Raw genomic sequence first — 19006 nt, 5'->3', positions numbered from 1 at the left:
CATGCGCCTCATGGCTCAGATGGCGATGGTGATGAACCTCGACAAGTGCATCGGCTGCCACACCTGCTCGGTCACCTGCAAACAGGCGTGGACCAACCGCACCGGCGTCGAGTACGTGTGGTTCAACAACGTCGAGACCCGCCCCGGCCAGGGCTACCCCCGCCGCTACGAGGACCAGGAGAAGTGGCGCGGCGGCTGGGAGCTGAACAAACGCGGCCGGCTCACCCTGAAGGCGGGCGGCCGGTTCAAGAAGCTGATCACCATCTTCTCCAACCCCGTGCTGCCCTCGCTCGACGACTACTACGAACCCTGGACCTACGACTACGAGACCCTGACCAACGCCCCGCTCCAGGAGCACATCCCGGTCGCCCGCCCCAAGTCCCTCATCACCGGCGAGGACCTGAAGATCTCCTGGTCGGCCAACTGGGACGACGACCTCGGCGGCTCCGACCGGCACGGGGAGAAGGACGTCGTGCTCGGCGAGATCTCCGAGAAGATCAAGCTGGAGTTCGAGCAGACGTTCATGTTCTATCTGCCGCGCATCTGCGAGCACTGCCTCAACCCGTCCTGCGCCGCCTCCTGCCCCTCCGGGGCGATCTACAAGCGCACCGAGGACGGCATCGTCCTCGTCGACCAGGACCGCTGCCGGGGCTGGCGGATGTGCGTGACCGGATGCCCGTACAAGAAGGTCTACTTCAACCACCGCACCGGCAAGGCCGAGAAGTGCACCTTCTGCTTCCCGCGCGTCGAGGTCGGCCTGCCCACCGTCTGCTCCGAGACCTGCGTGGGCCGGCTGCGCTACATCGGCCTGGTCCTCTACGACGCCGACCGGGTCCTCGAGGCCGCCTCCACCCCGGACGAGACCGGCCTGTACGAGGCGCAGCGCCGTGTCTTCCTCGACCCCCACGACCCGCGCGTCGTCGCCGAGGCCGAGAGGACCGGCATCCCCCGCGACTGGATCGAGGCCGCCCAGCGCTCCCCGGTGTACGCCCTGATCAACACCTACGAGGTGGCACTGCCGCTGCACCCGGAGTACCGCACCCTGCCCATGGTCTGGTACATCCCGCCGCTCTCCCCGGTCGTCGACGCCGTCCGCGACACCGGCCACGACGCCGAGGACCACCGCAATCTCTTCGCCGCCGTCGACGCCCTGCGCATCCCCGTCGGCTACCTCGCCCAGCTGTTCACCGCGGGCGACCCCGCCCCCGTGGACGCCGTCCTGCGCCGCCTGGCGGCCATGCGCGCCTACATGCGCGACATCAACCTCGGCCGGGAACCGGACCCCTCCATCCCCGAGCAGGTCGGCATGGACGAGGAGCGGATGTACGACATGTACCGGCTGCTGGCGCTGGCCAAGTACGACGAGCGGTACGTCATCCCGCCCGCCCACGCCGAACAGGCCCACAATCTGGAGGAGCTGGCCACCGAGTGCAGCCTGGACTACGAGGGCGGACCCGGCATGGGAGGCTCCGGGCCCTTCGGGGAGACCTCGGGCGGCGCGGCCCCCATCGCCGTGGAGAACTACCGCGCCCTGCTCCACCGGCAGACCTCCGACACCCCGGCCGCCCCCGTCGACAAGGAGACCCGCGTCAACCTCCTCAACTGGGACGGCAAGGGCACGCCCCCGGGCCTGTTCCCGCCCCGGCCCGCACCACGGCCGCCCGACGACGGCGGTGACGGGGAGGTCGAGCCGAAGCCATGAGGAGGAAACCCCAGCCGGCCGCGGCCCGCACCGAGCCCTGGCACCCGTACGCCTGGCAGACGCAGTCCCTGCTGCTGGCCTACCCGGACGAGCAGTTCCCGCAGAGCCTGTCCCTCGCCCGCCGTGTGACCCCCGCCCTGCCGGCCCGCGTCCGCGACCCCCTGCTCTGCTTCACCGACCACGCCGGGCACACCCCCGCCGGCGAACTGGCCGCCGCCTACGTCGCCACCTTCGACCACCGCAAGCGCTGCTGCCCCTACCTGACCTATTACGCGCACGGCGACACCCGCAGGCGCGGCATCGCCCTGCTCCGTCTCAAGCAGACCTACGCCGCCGCCGGACTGCGGCTGGGCGACGACGAACTGCCCGACCATCTCGCCGTCGTCCTGGAGTTCGCGGGCACGGACCCGGCCGCCGGGCACCGTCTGCTCACCGAGCACCGCGCCGGGCTGGAGCTGCTCCGCCTGGCCCTGCGCGCGGAGGACTCGCCCTGGACGGCCGTCCTGGAGTCCGTCTCGGCCACCCTTCCGCCGCTCAAGGGCGACGAGCGGCAGGCCGTGGCCCGGCTCGCCGCGAAGGGGCCGCCCGAGGAACAGGTCGGGCTCGCCCCCTACACACCCCCGCAGTACATGCCCGACCCGGCAGGAGGCCCGCGATGACCGCACCCGCGCAGCCCCTCACCACGGCCGCCGGGGCCGGCCCCGGCGCCGTCCTGCTGTGGGTGATCCTGCCGTACGTCTCCCTGGCCTTCTTCGTCCTGGGCCACATCTGGCGCTACCGCTACGACAAGTTCGGCTGGACCACCCGCTCCTCCCAGCTCTACGAGAACCGGCTGCTGCGCATCGGCAGCCCGCTGTTCCACTTCGGCATCCTCGTCGTCCTGCTCGGCCACATCGGGGGCCTGATCATTCCCAAGAGCTGGACGGAGGCGATCGGCATGAGCGAGCACACCTACCACCTGCTGGCCGTGATCCTCGGCACGATCGCCGGGGTGTGCACCGTGGGCGGCCTGGCCATCCTGGTCTACCGGCGCCGCACCGTCGGCCCGGTGTTCTCCGCGACCACCCGCAACGACAAGGCGATGTACCTCTCGCTCACCGTCACGATCCTGCTGGGCCTGGCCGCGACGGTCGCCGCGAACCTGGTGGGAGGCGGCTACGACTACCGCGAGACCGTCTCCCCCTGGTTCCGTTCGATCTTCTACCTCCAGCCGCACGCGGACCTGATGAGCGGCGCCCCCCTCCTCTTCCAGCTCCACGCCCTCAGCGCGCTGCTGCTCTTCGCGGCCTGGCCCTTCACCCGCCTGGTCCACATGCTCACCGCCCCCCTGGGCTACCTCACGCGCCCCTACATCGTCTACCGCAGCCGCGACCCTGGGCAGCTGGGCACCAGGCCGCCGCGCCGCGGCTGGGAACGCATCGGCTGACGGCGTCCGGGACGGCACCGGGCCGGGGGCCGGGGCAGTACGGCCGGTCCCGGCCGGGAGCCGGCCGGGACGCCGGGGCCGCACGCCGGCGATCCCCGGGTCAGGGCATGCCGCCCTGCGACCACGTGCTCATCTGCGGGAGGGTCGCGAACGGCGCCGCGGGGGGCTGCGGCCGGGCCGGAGCGGGCGGGGGGCCGGGAGCCGGGGGCCGGGGAGCGGGACGCATGCCGAAGAGCGAGCCGGTGGCGGCGGCCAGCTCGGCGGCGTAGTGGACCGACTCCTGGGCCGGCACGCCCAGCCGGCGCAGGGCCCCGGCGAGCGCGTCCTCCACCAGCTCCAGCCTCCGGAGCAGCTCCTCCGCACCGACCGCCTCACCGCGCGACCGGACGGACAGCGCGGTGAGGATCTCCTCCGACCTGTGCCGCACCAGATTGAGGGCCTCCCAGCCGGACGGCCGCGGCCGGGCGGGGGGCACGATGCCCTCGGAGCCCGGCGGCGGCAGGCCGAGGGCATCACGGATCCGGGCGCCGGCGGTGGAGTGCCAGTCGGTCAGGGCGCCGTGCAGCTCGGCGTACAGACCGTCGAGGAACGTCAGCAGTCCCGCCGCACCGTCGGCCGGGCCGCCGTGACCGGGGGAGGCGCCCAGATGCTCCCGGAGCGGCTGCAGACTGTGCGCCACGAGCTCGGCGGCGGTCTGGCAGGCGTGATCCGTGGGCATGGGGTCTCACGGCTCCTTCGGGCCGTGAGCACGCGAGGCGGGATCCGGCCGGCCGGGCTCCGGCTCCGTCGCCAGGGCGAGGAACTCGGCCAGATGGATGGCCTTGGCACGGGAGCGGGCACGGCGCAGCCCCTGCTCGAGCTGCCGCAGACAGCCCGGATTGACCGCCACGACGTAGTCCACGTCCGCCGCCTCCACCTCGCTCAGCTTCGGGTCCAGCACCTTTTTGCTGTCGGCCGGCCGGAGCAGCGAGTAGGTGCCGGCCGCGCCGCAGCACTTTCCCGCACTGGGCAGCTCGACGTAGTCGGCGACCTCGGCGATCAGCTCACGGGGCGGGCGGGTCACGCCCAGCCCGTTGCGCAGATGGCAGGAGTCCTGCAGCGCGGCCCGCGCCCGGCGGCCGTCGACCATGACCCGGCCGGCCGGCCGGTGGCCCTTCTCGGCGAGGTACTCGCTCAGCTCCCGCACCCGGTCGCGGCCGAGGTGGTGCGCGAGGTGCGCGGCGCAGCCGCCCGCCGTGGTGAGGATGGTGCCCGGCAGCTGTTCGCCGAGCCTGCGGGCGAGCTTCTCACCGGTCGCCGAGTCACCGTTGTGCGCGTGCAGCGCGCCGCAGCAGCCCTGCGCGGTCGGCACGTCGGCCTCCGGGCACAGGTGCCGGGCGGCACGGGAGACCCGGGGGTACAGGCCCCGTTCCACACAGCCCAGCATCAGGGACACGGGCTGCTGCGACGGCTCCGGCGGCTTCCCGGACGACGGGGCGGATGCGGAAGCGGATGCCGAAGCAGTTGCGGAAGCGGACGACGGGGCGGACGGCGCGGGTGCGGCCTTCTCGCCCGGGCCGCGGGCATGGCGCCGTACCAGTCCCTGCAGGCGCAGCAGTCCCGGCCGGGAGACCAGCATCATCAGGGCCCGGGCGATCCACGGCCTCCTCCGGCCGCTCCACTGGTGGTCGCGCCACTGCTCCAGCAGCCGGCCGTACTGCACGCCCGCCGGGCACACGGTCTCGCAGGCACGGCAGCCCAGGCAGAACGAGGACTCCTCGGCCAGCGTGGGGTCGTCGGGGGCGAGGTCGCCGGCCTCCAGCGCCCGCATCAGCGTGATGCGCCCGCGCGGGGAGGAGGTCTCCTGGCCGGTGAGGGCGTAGGTGGGGCAGGCGGGCAGACAGAACCCGCAGGAGATGCAGCGGTCCAGCAGTTCCTTGTCGAAGATCCCGCGGCCCTGCCCGGCCGAGGGGCCGGGCAGGACAGGGCCGGTGGGGCCGGCGGGGGCGGGCCCGCAGGCCCCTCCGGCGCACTCGGCGCCGGAGGAGCCGCACGGGCCGGTGTGGTCCACGGTGTCGTGGTCGGTCATGATCCGAGCTTTCCGGGGTTGAGGATGCCTGCGGGGTCGAAGGCCTTCTTGATGCGACGCAACAGCGCGACCTGGTCGTCCCCGAGCCGCTTGGTCAGGTACGGCAGCTTGGCGGCGCCCACGCCGTGTTCGCCGGTGATGGTGCCGTCCATCTCGATCGCGGCGGCGAAGATCTCGGAGAAGGCGAGGTGGGCACGGTCGGCACCCTCGTCGTCGTCGGGATCGAGCACACAGGTGGGGTGGAGGTTGCCGTCCCCGGCATGGCCGAAGGTGGCGATCCGCAGGTCGTACTGGTCGGCGATCCTGTCGATGCGGTCCACCATCGCGGCCATGCGGTGCCGGGGCACGGTGGCGTCCTCGAGGATCGTCAGCGAACCCAGCCGGGACAGCGCAGGGAGGGAGCAGCGGCGGGCGGCGAGCAGGGCCTCGGCGCGGGCCACGTTCTCGGCGAGCGTGACCTCGAGCGCCCCGTTCGCCTGGCAGATGTTCCCGATCCTGGCCAGGTTGTCCTCGACGTTGTCCGCCGAGCCGTCGTCACCGAACAGCAGCAGCGCACCGGCGTCCTTGCGCAGGCCGAGGCCGGCGAACTCCTCGACCGCCTGGATGCACTTGCGGTCGAGGAACTCCAGGGTCGCCGGGACGACGCCGGCGGCGATGACGGCCGTCACCGCGCGCGAGGCGTCGGCGAGGGTGTCGAAGTACGCCACGCCGGTACCGGTCTCGGCCGGGGCCGGGAGCAGGGCCACGGTGACCTCGGTGATCACCGCCAGGGTGCCCTCGGAGCCGGTGAGCAGCCGGGTCAGGTCGTAGCCGGCGACGTCCTTCCACAGCCTTCCCCCGGTGCGGATGATCTCGCCGGTGGGCAGGACGGCCTCGAGCCCGAGGACGTAGTTGCGGGTGACGCCGTACTTCAGCCCGCGCAGCCCCCCGGCGCAGGTCGCCACATTGCCGCCGATCGTGGAGACGGTGTGGCTGCCCGGGTCGGGAGCGTAGAGCAGGCCCTTGGCGGCCGCGGCGCTCGCCAGCGTGGCGGTGGTCACCCCGGTCTGCGCACGGGCCAGCAGCTCCTCGGAGCTGATCTCGAGCAGCCGGTTCAGCCGGGTCAGGACCAGGACGATGCCGCCGCTCAGCGGAACGGTGCCGGCGCACAGGTTGGAGCCGGCGCCCCGCGGCACCACGGGGATGCCGTGGGCGGTGGCGTAGCGGAGCACCTCCGCGACCTCCTCGGTGCTGCCGGGCAGCACCACGGCCTGCGGCCGCGCGTGGAACAGCGGTGTGGCGTCGCGGGCGTACGCGGTGAGGGCGCCGTCGTCGGTCCGGACGTGGTCGTCCCCCACGATGCCGGCCAGATCCCTGGCCAGATCGACGCTGACGGTCATCAGCGCACCACCATCCAGTCCAGGACCGGGGTCGACTGCAGGTAGACCAGGGCACAGACCACGACGAGCATGCCGAGTCCCCAGCCGACGACCTTGCGGAACAGCTCGCCCTCGCGGCCCTCGAGTCCGACGACCGCCGCGGCGATGGCCAGGTTCTGGGGGGAGATCATCTTTCCGAGCACACCACCGGTGGTGTTGGCCGCGCCGAGCAGGTAGGAGGAGATGCCGGTCTTCTCGGCCGCGGCGACCTGGAGCATTCCGAAGAGGGAGTTGGAGGAGGTGTCGGAGCCGGTCACGGCCACACCGAGCCAGCCGACCACGGGGGAGAGCAGGGCGAACGCGCCGCCGGTCTGCGCCAGGAACAGGCCGAGGGTGACGGTCTGGCCGGACAGGTTCATCACATAGGCCAGGGCGAGCACCGCCATCACGGTGACGATCGTCCACCGGAACTGCCGGACCGTGTCGGCGTAGGCGCCCGTGGTCCGCCGGATGCCGATGCCGTACAGCACGGCGGTGAGCAGACCGGCCACCAGCAGGACGGTGCCGCCGGCGTTGAAGATGTTGAAGTTGTACGTCACGGCGGACAGCGGCTCGCCCTTGGCGTTGACGACGTCCAGGCCGGGCCAGGCGAACTTCCAGCCCGAGTGCGCCTCCAGCCAGGTCTTGACCGGTCCGGCGGTGGCCACGGAGAAGAGCGCCACGATGATCAGGTACGGGGCGAACGCCTTCAGCGCGGAGCCCTCACCGGTCTGCCGGCGCCGCAGGATCGCGTCCGACGTGGCGGTGGCGGTGGAGCCGCCGGCGATGACCGGGGCCGGACCCTGCGCGGTCAGGAGCTCCTTGGGCTGCCAGACGCGCAGGATGCCCACGACGGCCAGGGCGCCCGCGAAGGAGGCCACGATGTCGGCGATCTCGTACGAGATGTAGTTGGCGCTGATGAACTGGGCGCCGGCGAAGGCGAGCCCGCCGACGAGGGCGACCGGCCAGGTCTGCCGCACACCGCGCTTGCCGTCCACCATGAAGACCAGGACCAGCGGCACGAACAGGGCGAGCAGCGGGGTCTGGCGTCCGACCATGGCGCCGAGGTCGGCGGCGTCCATGCCGGTGATCTTGCCGAGGGTGGTGATCGGGACCGCGATGGCGCCGAAGGCGACCGGAGCGGTGTTGGCGACGAGGGAGACGGCCGCCGCCTTCATGGGCCTCATCCCGACGGCCATCAGCATCACGGAGGAGACGGCGACCGGGGTGCCGAAGCCGGCGAGCGCCTCGAGCAGCGCGCCGAAGCAGAAAGCGATGATCACCGCCTGGACCCGCTGGTCGCCGGAGAGGGACCCGAACGCCCTGCGCAGCACGGCGTCCCAGCCGGTGATCTCCGTCATTTTGTAGATCCACAGTGCGTTCAGCACGATGAACAGGATCGGAAACAAGCCAAATGCGGCGCCCTCGCTCGCGGCCAGCGCCGCCTGCCCGACGGGCATCGAGTAGGCGAGAACCGCCACGGCCAGAGCGACCGCCAGGGACACCAGCGACGCCTTCCACGCCTTCCAGCGCAGTCCGCCCAGCAGGACGAAAAGCGTGATCAGAGGGAGCGCGGCGAAGAGAGCGCTCCATCCGAGAGATCCCCCGACAGGGTCAAAAACTTGTTGGTAAGCAGCCATGACGCGTCCTTGCCTCATTGTTGGCTCTGCCGTGATCCCCGTCACTCCGGTGCGCGGGGTTGGTTGATTGTCAGACAGGCTCACATGTCTGTCAATGGATCGTGCAAGGCATGGTGCGTGCGAGAATGGTGGAGTTTCCCTCGGAGGTGTTCATGGCTCAGGACGCCGCCATCCGGCTGTCCACCGTCTCGGTCGTCGAAGCCCTTGCCGCATCCCTGCGTGAGCGTGTGCTCGACGGCCAGCTGATCCCCGGCACGACCCTCGCGGAGACCGAGATCGCGACCGAGTACGGCGTCTCGCGGCCCACCGCCCGCAGTGCGGTGACCGCCCTGGTTCACGAGGGACTGCTGCGCCGCGACGCCAACAAGCCGGCCTATGTGCCCCAGCTCACCCGCGTCGACGTCGACGACCTGTTCCTGGTCCGCACGCCGCTCGAGACCCAGGTCGTACGGGTGCTCGTCGAGCGCGGCACGGTACCGGTGGCCGCCGCCGAGCGGGCGATCGCGGATCTCGACCGGATGGGGCCCGACACCCCGCACAGCACCTTCGTCGAGTCGGACCTGGGCTTCCACCAGTCGCTGGTGGACGCGGTCGGCAGCCCGCGGCTCAGCCGGCTCTACTGGGGCATCAAGGGCGAGATGCACCTGTGCATGGTGCAGACCCGGCACACGCTGGGGCGTGAACGCATCGTTGCCGAGCACGGGGGGATCCTGGAGGCGCTGCGCGCCGGGGACGCCGAGGAGGCGATCCGCCGTATGCGGGCCCACCTCGACGGGGCGTGCAGCTCACTGCAGCAGCTCTTCGGGGACACCGAGGGCTGAGGACCGCCCGCCGGGGCGCCGGCCCGGGGTGCCGGCCTGGGACCGGCCATGGGAAAAACGGTGGCGTCCGCATGTGCGGTCCCCCTAAGGTGACCCCTGTCCTTCACGGTGGCCGCTGCCCGGGCGCCGCCGTCAGTCGAGCGGAGAGAGGGAGGTGTGACCGATGGCTGTCCTTGCGACGGGCCCTGCCCGCAACCGGACGTTCATCCACTCCACCTCCGCGGCCCTCGGCTGACCCCTCGCTCGCGCACACCGCCGTACGCGCTGCCGGGGCCGCCCTCGTGAAGGGTTTCCCGTTGACTTCTCCCTCGCATTCCACCCCGCTTTCCACCGCGCCGCACCCCCTCGCCCCGTACGGCTGGGACGAGGGCTGGGAGGCGGCGTTCGCTCCCCACGCCGGGCAGGGACTCGTGCCCGGACGTGTCCTGCGCGTCGACCGCGGCCTGTGCGATGTCGTCACACCGGCCGGCGTCGTGCGCGCCGACACGGAGTTCGTCGTGCCCCGCGACCCGATGAAGGTCGTCTGCACGGGAGACTGGGTCGCCGTCGACCCGGAGGGCGCCAGTCCCCGGTATGTGCGGACGGTGCTGCCGCGCCGCACCGCCTTCGTGCGCTCCACCTCGTCCAAGCGGTCCGAGGGACAGATCCTCGCCGCCAACGTCGACCACGCGATCGTCGCCGTCTCGCTCGCCGTCGACCTGGACCTCGGCCGCGTCGAACGGTTCCTGGCGCTGGCCTGGGAGTCCGGTGCGCAGCCGCTGGTCGTGCTGACCAAGGCCGACCTCGTACCGGACGCGACAGGGCTCGCGTATCTCGTCCAGGACGTGGAGACCACGGCCCCCGGCGTGCAGGTGCTGCCGGTCAGCGCGGTGACCGGGGACGGCCTCGACGTCCTCGCCGCCGTCGTCCGCGACGGGACGTCCGTGCTGCTCGGGCAGTCCGGGGCCGGCAAGTCCACGCTCACCAACGCCCTGCTCGGCGAGGACGTGATGGCCGTCCGGGCCACCCGGGACACCGACGGCAAGGGCCGGCACACCACCACCACCCGCAACCTGTTCACGCTCCCCGGCGGCGGCGTGCTCATCGACACGCCCGGACTGCGCGGGGTCGGGCTGTGGGACGCCGAGAGCGGCGTCGGGCAGGTGTTCTCGGAGATCGAGGAGCTGGCCGAGCGGTGCCGGTTCCACGACTGCGCGCACCACCGCGAACCCGGGTGCGCGGTGCTGGCCGCCGTCGACGCCGGCGAGCTGCCCGAGCGGAGGCTGGAGAGCTACCGCAAGCTCCTGCGCGAGAACCAGTGGATCACCGCCCGGACCGACGCACGGCTGCGGGCGGAGATCAGACGGGAGTGGAAGCGCAAGAACGCCGAGGGCCGGGCGGCGGCGGAGATCAAGCGGGGACGGTGGCGTTAGAGGACCGGACCCTCATGGAGGATCCTCGGGATCCTCGCGGATCTCTCGGGGCCTGTCCGGTGGATCCTGCCGGGCAGGCCCCCCGAGGTCCCGAGGTCTGCGCCGGACGCCATGTCCGATTTCCGCCAGCGGGCACCCCGTCCCGGGGCGGAGACTGGACAGCGTGATGGACGAGGACGCCAGGTACGAGGCCGTGCGCAGCCGGGACGGCAGGTTCGACGGGGAGTTCTTCTTCGCCGTCGAGACCACCGGGATCTACTGCCGTCCCAGCTGCCCCGCCATGACGCCGAAACGGCGGCATGTGCGGTTTTTCCCCACGGCCGCCGCCGCGCAGGGCGCGGGCTTCCGGGCCTGCCGGCGGTGCCGGCCGGACGCGGTGCCCGGCTCCGCCGAGTGGAACGTCCGCGCGGACGTCGTCGGGCGGGCGATGCGGCTGATCGGCGACGGCGTGATCGACCGGGAGGGCGTCGAGGGACTCGCCGCACGGCTCGGCTACAGCGCTCGGCAGGTGCAGCGGCAGCTCACCGCCGAACTGGGCGCCGGGCCCCTGGCACTCGCCCGCGCCCAGCGGGCGCACACCGCGCGCGTCCTGCTGCAGACCACCGGGCTGCCGGTCACCCAGGTCGCGTTCGCGGCCGGGTTCGCCAGTGTGCGGCAGTTCAACGACACGATCCGGGCCGTCTACGCGGCGACCCCGAGCCGGCTGCGGGCAGCCGCGCCGCGCCGCAAGGGCGGCCGGGACGCCACGCCCGCCGCCGGCATCCCGCTGCGGCTCGCCCACCGGGGGCCCTACCGGGCCGGTCCCGTCTTCGACCTGCTCCAGCGCGAGGCCGTGCCCGGTGTGGAGGAGGTGAGCGGGCCGCCCGGCCGGCGCACCTACCGGCGCACCCTGCGCCTGCCCCACGGCACCGGGACCGCCGCCGTCGACGAGCGTCCCGGCGCCCGCTCCGGCACCCGCCGCGGGGCCCGCCTCGGCGGCTGGCTTCAGGCCCGGCTCCACCTCACCGACCCGCGCGACCTGACGACGGCCGTGCAGCGGCTGCGGCGGCTGTTCGACCTGGACGCCGACCCGTACGCCGTCGACGAACGGCTCGGCGCGGACCCACGCCTGGCCCCCCTGGTCGCCGCCCGGCCCGGGCTGCGCTCGCCGGGCTCGGCGGACCCGCAGGAGACGGCGGTCCGGGCCCTGGTGGGACCGGCGGCGGCCGAGGAACTGGTACGGCGCTACGGCAAGGCGCTGGACGCCCCCCAGGGCTCGCTGACCCATCTCTTCCCCGAACCGGCCGTCCTCGCCGAGGCCGAGCCGGACGGCCCCCTGGGCGCCCTGGCCGCCGCCCTCGCCGACGGCACCGTACGGCTGGACCCGGGCGCCGACCGGGACGACGCGCACCGGGCGCTGCTCGCCCTGCCCGGAATGGACCTCGCCACGGCCGCCGTCATCCGCAGCCGCGCCCTCGGCGACCCCGATGTGGCCCCGCCCGGCGTGGACGCCCCCGACAGCTGGCGCCCCTGGCGCTCGTACGCCGTGCAACACCTCTATGTCTCAGGAGAGTTGAAGCCGTGTTGACTTCCTCCCTCGCCTAGAGGCGGGGGAGTCCAGCGGTCGCCCGCTGGGGTTCCTGCTTCACCGACGACCGCCTTGTCCGGGAGGACTCCCGTTGAGGTCTTACACCGTCTCCACAGGCTGCTGCCGCCAGCCCGGCGGCCAGGATGTTGCGTGCCGCGTTGATGTCGCGGTCATGGGTGGTGCCGCAGTCGTCGCACGTCCAGGTGCGGACGTTCAGCGGCAGCTTCTCGCGGACCGTGCCGCAGGCCCCGCACAGCCTCGAGCTGGGAAAGAAGCGGTCGATCACGACGAGGTCGCGCCCGTACCAGGCGCACTTGTACTCCAGCATCGACCGCAGCTGCGTCCAGGCCGCGTCCGAGACGGCGCGCGCGAGGCGGCCGTTCTTCAGCAGGCTGCGGACGGTGAGGTCCTCGATCACGACCGTTTGGTTCTCACGGACGAGCCGAGTGGTCAGTTTGTGCAGGAAGTCGCGGCGCCGGTCGGCGATCCGCGCGTGGATGCGAGCCACCTTGCGGCGGACCTTCTCGCGGTTGGCCGAGCCCTTCGCCTTCCGCGACAGGGCGCGCTGCGCGCGGGCGAGGCGGGCGCGGTCACGCCGCTCGTGCCGGGGGTTGGTGATCTTCTCCCCAGTGGACAGCGTCACCAGGGAGGTGATCCCGGCGTCGATGCCGACAGCGTTGGTGGTGGCCGGTGCGGGCGCGGGGGTGTCCTGGCACAGCAGGGACACGAACCAGCGGCCCGCGCTGTCGCGGGACACCGTCACCGTGGTCGGCTCCGCCCCGTCGGGCAGGGGACGCGACCAGCGGATGTCCAGCGGCTCCGTCATCTTCGCCGGCGTCAGCTTCCCGTCACGCCAGGTGAACGCGCTGCGGGTGTACTCGGCCGACGCCCGGGACTTCTTCCTCGACTTGAACCGCGGGTACTTCGCCCGCTTGGCGAAGAAGTTGGTGAACGCAGCCTGCAAGTGGCGCAGCGCCTGCTGAAGCGGAACAGAGGACACCTCGTTCAGGAAGGCCAGCTCCTCGGTCTTCTTCCACTCGGTCAGCATCGCCGACGACTGCGCGTAGGAGATCCGGCGCTGCTCGCCGTACCACGAGCGAGTGCGCTCCTGAAGCGCCTTGTTGTACACGAGGCGGACGCAGCCGAACGTGCGCGACAGCTCCGCTGCCTGCTCGTCCGTGGGGTAGAAGCGGTACTTGAACGCCCGCTTGACCTGCCGCGTCACGGCTCACGCCGTATCAGATTCCGTGTGAGCGACGGGTGTCGGCCAGTGGCCGCAGACACCGCATCGCCCTGGCGGCGATCCGCCTTTCCCCGCCCCGCTCCGCGGGAGCTTTGTTTCTCCCCTGCAAGCGGGAGGTACCCCCACCCCGGCCTGAAGGCCGGGGCATCCACGAAGGAGTCTCAATGACCGACCCCACGACTGCGCCCGCGACCGGGGCGGCCGTCCGGACGACGTACTGGACCCGCCTCGACAGCCCCCTCGGCCCCCTGCTGCTGACCGCCGACTCCTCCGGTGCGCTGACCTCCCTCTCCCTGCCCGGCCAGAAGGGCGGCCGGGAGGTCCGGGCGGACTGGCGGCACGACGCCGGGCCCTTCCGCGCGGCGGAGGAACAGCTCGAGGCCTACTTCGCCGGTGAACTCAAGGAGTTCCGGCTGCCGTTGCGCACGGACGGCACCGCGTTCCGGGAGCGGGTGTGGTCCGCTCTCGACGACGTGCCGTACGGAACGACCACCACGTACGGCGAGATCGCCGCCCGTGTCGGTGCGCCCCGGGCCGCCCTACGGGCTGTCGGCGGCGCCATCGGCGCCAACCCGCTGCTGATCCTGCGCCCCTGTCACCGCGTCATCGGCACGAACGGCTCCCTGACCGGCTACGCGGCCGGACTGGAGAAGAAGGTGCGCCTGCTCACGCTGGAGGGTGCACTGTAAGTTGCGGCCTGCCCGCACGGCGCGGGTCAGCCGTGCCGGTCCCGGACCACCCAGCCCCGCTCGTGGGCGTGCCAGCCCAGCTGCAACCGGGTGGTCACGCCGGCCAGTTCCATCAGCCGTTTCACCCGGCGCTGCACGGTCCGCAGACCCAGATCGAGCTGTTTGGCGACGCTCGCGTCGGTCAGACCGGCCAGCAGCAGGGACAGCACTTCCAGATCGGTGGCGTCGGGGCCGTCCGGGGTCGCCTCGGTGACACCGGACGGCCCGAGGCACAGCGGCAGCGCCTCCCGCCACACCGACTCGAACAGCCCGTACAGCAGCTCCAGCAGACCGCTGGCGTGCACGACGAGCGCGGTGGGCTCCGCGGTGTTCACGGTGAGCGGCACCATGGCGAGCGTCCGGTCGACCAGCACGAGCTTGGTCGGCACGGTGTCGAGGACCCGTACCTCCTCGTCGCGGTCGAGCGCGGCGGTCAGCTCCGCGAGGCCGCCCGGCAGATCGAGCACCGCGCGTTCGAGCACCACCCGGTAGCGGACCCCGCGGGCGACCGCCTGCTCCTCGGCGTGGTTCTCCAGACTGGAGACGGCGATCGGGCTGCCGGTGACCAGCGCGCACACCTCCTCGCAGGCGCCCAGCTGGAGTTGCAGGAAGCGCTGGGCGATCGCGGAGGTGCCGGTGACGACCTCGACCAGGTCGTGCACGGCGGGCTCGGCGGCAGCCGCCCGGTACTCCTCGGCGAGCAGCGCGACCGCCAGTTCCGCCTTCTCCAGCTCATGCCGCTGCTGGGTGAGCAGGGCACCCAGCGCCACCCCGGGAGGCGCGGCCACCCAGCGGCCGGGCCGGGCCGAGGACTGGGCCGCGAGTCCCTGCCGCTCCAGCCGGCGCAGGGCGCGCTCGGTGGCCTCCTCACTGAGCATCAACTTCCGTGCGAGGTCGGGCACTTCGGCAGCACCCACGGATACCAGGGCCCGGTACGCCGACTCGTGCGTCTCGTCCAGGCCTATCGCTGCCAGCATCAGCCGCTGTCCTCCCTCGAGGATCCCCGGATGGCCGTTCCGCGGTGTGTCCGCCGTGGCGGGAAACAGCCACGGCACAAACCCGCCCCGGCACATCATCGCTGTATCCCCCGTCACTCTGACAAGGTCTGACAAGGTGGCGCGGGGAAGCACCGAATACCCGGCCGAGAGGTGTGGCCTGCGCGAACACGGGACCCGCGCCGATGGCCGAGGATCGGGCGGGCCGGCCCCGCCGTCGCGCGCGGGGCGTGTCCGACGGCAATGTTCCGGCCGTTCGGATCGGGACCCGGAGATCCGGGTCGCTTCGGTGCCGCCGGGCGGCCTTCCGTGGGGGGTGGGACCGCCCGGCGGCGATTTTCCGGATGCCTCGTTCTCATCCGCTTCCCACAGTGGACAATTGGGGGCATGAGTCAGCAGGGGGGAAGGCCCACCGGCCACGAGGACGACTGGTGGGGGCAGTTGTACGACGGCTCCACCGAGGACACCGGCCCCACGGCCACGCCCGATTCCCTGGACGACCGCTTCGCCTCGGCGACCGAGACCCTGGAGGACCCCCCGGACCCACAGCAGCGCCCGTCCCCGTCCGCTCGACCTTCTCGACCTTTTCCTCTCTCTTCCCCCGACCCACGATCGATGGTCTCCTCGCCCCGCACCGCACCCCCCTCGGACACCGCACCGGACACCGCGTCGGACAACCAGCCGTCAGCGTCCAAGGACCCCGCCCCGGCCCCCGGGACCGGAACCCTTCCGGAAACCCCGCTCCCCGCCCCGGCCTGGTGGCGGCGCACCCCCGGGAACACCCCGGCCTCCAGGACCTCGGCGTCGGACACCGCCGAGCCGGCGGACGCCGGGACCTCGGACTCCAAGGCTCCGGACGCCGGGACGTCGGACTCCGCCGAAGGACCCCGGACACAAGCCCCCGAGGATCCGCGGGCTCCCCGGGACACCCCGGCTCCTTCTTCCGCCACCCCCTCTTCCGCCGTCGAGCACGCCGGCGCCCGCCCGCCCGTCCACGACGCCACGCCCATCGCCCTGCCGCTCGCCGATCCGGAGGAACTCGGTGACCTGGTGCCGGACACGGTGCTGGAGGCAGCCGGTTACGGGACCTGCACCCTGCGGGCGGTCTCGGTCCGGGGGGATTCCGCGCGGCACCGGGGGGAGCCGCGGCGGGACGCCCTGCTCGTCGCGCGCTTCGGGACGGGCGAGCAGGCGCTCGTGCTCGTCGCGATGGCCACCGGGGCCCGGACCACGCCGGGCGCGCACCGTGCGGCGGCCGGGGCGTGCCAGGGGATCGCCCAGGCCGTGGGCCGCAGCCACGCGCGGCTCGTCGAGGACATACGGGCGGCGCGGCGCGGCGACCTGAAGTCGGGGCTGCACCGGCTCACCGACCGCAGCCTCGGCCGGCTCCGCGTCGACGCCGTCGAACGGGGCGTCGACCCGGATGCGTACACGGCCACCCTGCGCTGTCTGCTTCTGCCCGCCGACCCCGAGTGCCGGACCCGGATCTTCTTCGGTGTCGGCGCGGGCGGACTGTTCCGGCTGCGCGGCGGCGAGTGGCAGGACATCGAACCCCGGGTGGCCCGGACGGAGACGTCCGGCGCACCCGTCACCGGCTTCGGCTCGCCGTCCTCCGGGGCCTCCGAGAGCGACCGGCTCACCCTGAACCTCGGCATCACCACTCCGCCGAACCCCCACGACCTGCCCCCGGAGCCGCCCCGCGAACCCTTCCGCTTCCGGGCCTCGCTGGCTCAGCCGGGCGACACGCTCCTGATGTGCACCGCCGGTCTGGCCGACTCGTTGCGCAGCGAGCCCGAGCTGTGCGCCCGTCTCGCACGACGCTGGTCCGATCCGGTTCCGCCGGACCCGGCCGCCTTCCTGGTGGACGCCCAGGCCCGGGGTGCGGGCGACGCGGACGACCGTACGCTCGCGGCCGTCTGGGAGGCGTGAGGCACGGTCCGCGCAATGTGCCCCGGCCGCAGGCGCCTTCGACCGGGACGGGAAGGGACAGGAAAAGAAGTGGAGGAAAGGCGGGAAAAGGGCGGAAAAGACGGAAGAAAAAGGGGGAGAAGGAGGGAAGGAAGGTGAGCGCCGGCCTTCGGAAGCGTCGCACTTCGGCCAAGTTCGCCGATTGATGTCCGAACACGCGGCCGTTGAACGTGCGGCATGACTGGCGCGTGCCCCTTCGGGCAAGGATCTCCGTGAAACGTGTTCGAGCTGGAGGGAAACCGACGTCGACACGCGGACGGGGGGCCATGAAGAGGCACACAGGAGGGGGCGGCCCCATCGTGGTCGGGGCCTTCTCGGCTCCGGCGGCGGGGGGACGGGAGAACGACTTCAGGGAACGGCGTTCGCCGCTCCAGCTCAGGCGCAGACTGGGGCGGGCCGATCTGAAGGCGGTGCCCGAGACACGCCGGGCCCTGCGCGAGCTGCTGCGCCACTGGGGCAGGCCCGGGACGTCGGAGGTCGCGGAGCTGCTCACGAGCGAGCTGCTCACCAACGCACTGGTGCACACCGACGACGACGCCGTCCTGACGGCCACGGTGTCATCGCGTGGACTGCGCGTGGAGGTACGGGACTTCGTCGACCGCAGGCCCAGGGTCCGGGCGCCCGGCGGCGATGACGACACCGGCGGCCGGGGGCTGTTCCTGGTGCAGTCCCTCGCGGACGCCTGGGGCGTGCACACGCATGAGGTCGGCAAGTCGGTGTGGTTCGAACTGGGCGCGGACGCCGCGTGAGACGGGTGTGGGGGCGCGGCCGTGCGGCCGCGCCCCCACACCCGTTCACCGATCCGGGACCGGGGCCTGATCCGCTCGACAGGGCCTACCCGAACTGCTGCTCAAGGTCCTTGAGTTTGCGCTCCAGGGAGTCCAGACGCGGCAGGGCCAGGGTGTCGTCCTCCGCGGTGAGATCAACGGTGACGGTGTCGGACCCCTTGCGGACGGGCAGGGAGGGGCGCTTACGGACGGGCAGGGGCTCCGCCGCCCCTATGGCGGGCTCCGCGGTGGCCGGGGCCGAGGCGGGCTCCAGGGCCTGTGTCTCCATCTGCCGGCCGCCGCGGCCGACGAAGCCCCGGTGGCCCCGGCTGATCGCCTTCAACTGGGCTCGTTCCATGCGCTGCTGCTCACGCCGCAGCCGCCGGGCCTCGTCCTTCCGCCGCTTGTCCTCGCGTACCTCGTCGACCGCCTCGTCCAGGCTGCGCACGCCTTCCAGGAGCATCAGCGACCATGCCTTGTACGTCTCCCGGGGGGCCCGCAGCCAGCGGACCACCCGGATCTGCGGCAACGGGCGCGGCACGAGGCCCTGTTCCCGCAGGGCGGCCCGGCGGGTCTGCTTCAGCGCGCGGTCGAACAGGACGGCCGCGGACAGCGACATGCCGGCGAAGAACTGCGGTGCGCCCGCGTGGCCGGTTCCCCTGGGCGCGTGCACCCAGTTGAACCAGGCCGCGGCGCCCGCGAACGTCCACACCAGGATCCGTGAGCCGAGTGCCGCGTCGCCGTGGCTGGCCTCGCGCACGGCGAGCACGGAGCAGAACATCGCCGCGCCGTCCAGGCCGAACGGGACGAGGTACTCCCAGCCGCCGGAGAGGCCGAGGTTCTGCCGTCCGAAGCCGACCAGGCCATGGAAGGAGAGTGCGGCGGCGACCGCCGCACAGCAGAACAGGAGGAGGTAGGAGGCCGTTCCGTAGATGACCTCCTTGCGCCTGCGGCGCTGTTCGCTGCGCTCCCACGAGTCGTCCGCGCTCGCGTTCTCCCCGGAGCGCTTGCCGCGCGCGAGTACCGCCACCGCCGCCAGCATGCCCAGGAGCAGTACGGCGCCCGGAAGCAGCCAGTTCAGCGATATGTCGGTCAGTCTCATCTGGGGTCCCTTGCCTTGGGATAGGGCGTAACGCCCGTCATAGTGGCGCAATTCCACTGGCCCTCAGGGGGATTCGGAGCAAGAGGTGGCCAAGGAGGTGCAAGGGAGTGTCCGAGGCGGCGTTATTCTCGAACTACCGCTTGAATGTTGGAAATTGAGTTCGAATAAGA

Annotated in this window: 16 protein-coding genes; 9 read left to right on the top strand and 7 right to left on the bottom strand. The window is 72.4% G+C overall.

All coding sequences use genetic code 11. The annotated features are described in order from the left end of the window. Position 1: 1 nt before the first annotated feature. Genes narH through narI form a run of 3 tightly spaced genes read left to right on the top strand, consistent with a single transcriptional unit; the run spans position 2 to position 3128 of the window. Positions 2 to 1702 (top strand): nitrate reductase subunit beta, encoded by a 1701-nt coding sequence (gene narH / locus ABD224_RS13555; RefSeq protein WP_344049768.1) that lies wholly within the window; start codon positions 2 to 4, stop codon positions 1700 to 1702. After that, on the top strand, positions 1699 to 2361 hold the full coding sequence (narJ, locus tag ABD224_RS13550; protein ID WP_344049767.1) for a nitrate reductase molybdenum cofactor assembly chaperone: 663 nt from the start codon (positions 1699 to 1701) through the stop codon (positions 2359 to 2361). The genes narH and narJ overlap by 4 nt, the downstream gene beginning before the upstream one ends. Beyond that, positions 2358 to 3128: a respiratory nitrate reductase subunit gamma gene (gene narI, locus ABD224_RS13545; RefSeq protein WP_344049766.1), complete on the top strand. Its 771-nt coding sequence runs from the start codon at positions 2358 to 2360 to the stop codon at positions 3126 to 3128. Before narJ ends, narI begins: the two co-directional genes overlap by 4 nt. Positions 3129 to 3228: 100 nt before the next feature. Here the strand turns inward: narI and ABD224_RS13540 are convergent, their stop codons facing one another. The 4 genes from ABD224_RS13540 to ABD224_RS13525 are packed head-to-tail and all read right to left on the bottom strand — an operon-like array spanning position 3229 to position 8233. Beyond that, a complete protein-coding gene (locus tag ABD224_RS13540; protein WP_344049765.1) occupies positions 3229 to 3846 on the bottom strand; it encodes a hypothetical protein in 618 nt (205 codons plus the stop codon). 6 nt (positions 3847 to 3852) lie between these two features. After that, on the bottom strand, positions 3853 to 5196 hold the full coding sequence (locus ABD224_RS13535; RefSeq protein WP_344049764.1) for a (Fe-S)-binding protein: 1344 nt from the start codon (positions 5194 to 5196) through the stop codon (positions 3853 to 3855). Continuing rightward, positions 5193 to 6575 carry an FAD-binding oxidoreductase gene (locus ABD224_RS13530; protein ID WP_344049763.1) on the bottom strand — a complete coding sequence of 461 codons (1383 nt, stop codon included), beginning with the start codon at positions 6573 to 6575 and terminating at the stop codon, positions 5193 to 5195. The genes ABD224_RS13535 and ABD224_RS13530 overlap by 4 nt, the downstream gene beginning before the upstream one ends. After that, positions 6575 to 8233 (bottom strand): L-lactate permease, encoded by a 1659-nt coding sequence (locus tag ABD224_RS13525; protein WP_344049762.1) that lies wholly within the window; start codon positions 8231 to 8233, stop codon positions 6575 to 6577. Before ABD224_RS13525 ends, ABD224_RS13530 begins: the two co-directional genes overlap by 1 nt. A gap of 152 nt (positions 8234 to 8385) precedes the next feature. On the opposite strand from ABD224_RS13525, the gene ABD224_RS13520 reads away from it, so the two are divergent. From ABD224_RS13520 to ABD224_RS13510, 3 genes are all read left to right on the top strand, one after another. Next, positions 8386 to 9054, top strand: a complete 669-nt coding sequence (locus ABD224_RS13520) for a GntR family transcriptional regulator (protein WP_344049761.1) — start codon at positions 8386 to 8388, stop codon at positions 9052 to 9054. 296 nt (positions 9055 to 9350) lie between these two features. Beyond that, positions 9351 to 10466, top strand: a complete 1116-nt coding sequence (rsgA, locus tag ABD224_RS13515; protein ID WP_344049760.1) for a ribosome small subunit-dependent GTPase A — start codon at positions 9351 to 9353, stop codon at positions 10464 to 10466. 166 nt (positions 10467 to 10632) lie between these two features. Continuing rightward, positions 10633 to 12033, top strand: a complete 1401-nt coding sequence (locus ABD224_RS13510; protein ID WP_344049783.1) for a DNA-3-methyladenine glycosylase 2 family protein — start codon at positions 10633 to 10635, stop codon at positions 12031 to 12033. A 13-nt stretch (positions 12034 to 12046) separates the two neighbouring features. Here the strand turns inward: ABD224_RS13510 and ABD224_RS13505 are convergent, their stop codons facing one another. Next, positions 12047 to 13258, bottom strand: a complete 1212-nt coding sequence (locus ABD224_RS13505; protein ID WP_344049759.1) for an RNA-guided endonuclease InsQ/TnpB family protein — start codon at positions 13256 to 13258, stop codon at positions 12047 to 12049. A gap of 182 nt (positions 13259 to 13440) precedes the next feature. Between ABD224_RS13505 and ABD224_RS13500 the strand changes: the two genes are divergently transcribed. Next, positions 13441 to 13965: a methylated-DNA--[protein]-cysteine S-methyltransferase gene (locus ABD224_RS13500; RefSeq protein ID WP_344049756.1), complete on the top strand. Its 525-nt coding sequence runs from the start codon at positions 13441 to 13443 to the stop codon at positions 13963 to 13965. Between the two features lie 26 nt (positions 13966 to 13991). Here the strand turns inward: ABD224_RS13500 and ABD224_RS13495 are convergent, their stop codons facing one another. Further along, positions 13992 to 14981, bottom strand: coding sequence for a helix-turn-helix domain-containing protein (locus ABD224_RS13495; RefSeq protein ID WP_344049754.1), 990 nt, complete (start codon positions 14979 to 14981; stop codon positions 13992 to 13994). Between the two features lie 405 nt (positions 14982 to 15386). On the opposite strand from ABD224_RS13495, the gene ABD224_RS13490 reads away from it, so the two are divergent. Together ABD224_RS13490 and ABD224_RS13485 are read left to right on the top strand one after the other, a co-directional pair. Then, complete coding sequence (locus ABD224_RS13490) at positions 15387 to 16928, top strand: protein phosphatase 2C domain-containing protein (RefSeq protein WP_344049752.1); 1542 nt, start codon at positions 15387 to 15389, stop codon at positions 16926 to 16928. 305 nt (positions 16929 to 17233) lie between these two features. Further along, entirely contained in the window at positions 17234 to 17716 is a 483-nt protein-coding gene (locus ABD224_RS13485; protein WP_344049751.1) for an ATP-binding protein, read from the top strand. A gap of 85 nt (positions 17717 to 17801) precedes the next feature. Here the strand turns inward: ABD224_RS13485 and ABD224_RS13480 are convergent, their stop codons facing one another. Then, complete coding sequence (locus ABD224_RS13480; protein ID WP_344049750.1) at positions 17802 to 18836, bottom strand: DUF2637 domain-containing protein; 1035 nt, start codon at positions 18834 to 18836, stop codon at positions 17802 to 17804. Positions 18837 to 19006: the final 170 nt, after the last annotated feature.

This window comes from Streptomyces thermoalcalitolerans, assembly GCF_039525155.1.
Lineage (GTDB): Bacteria > Actinomycetota > Actinomycetes > Streptomycetales > Streptomycetaceae > Streptomyces > Streptomyces thermovulgaris.
Note: the sequence above shows the minus strand (reverse complement) of the source record. Positions and strands in the feature narration are given on the sequence as shown.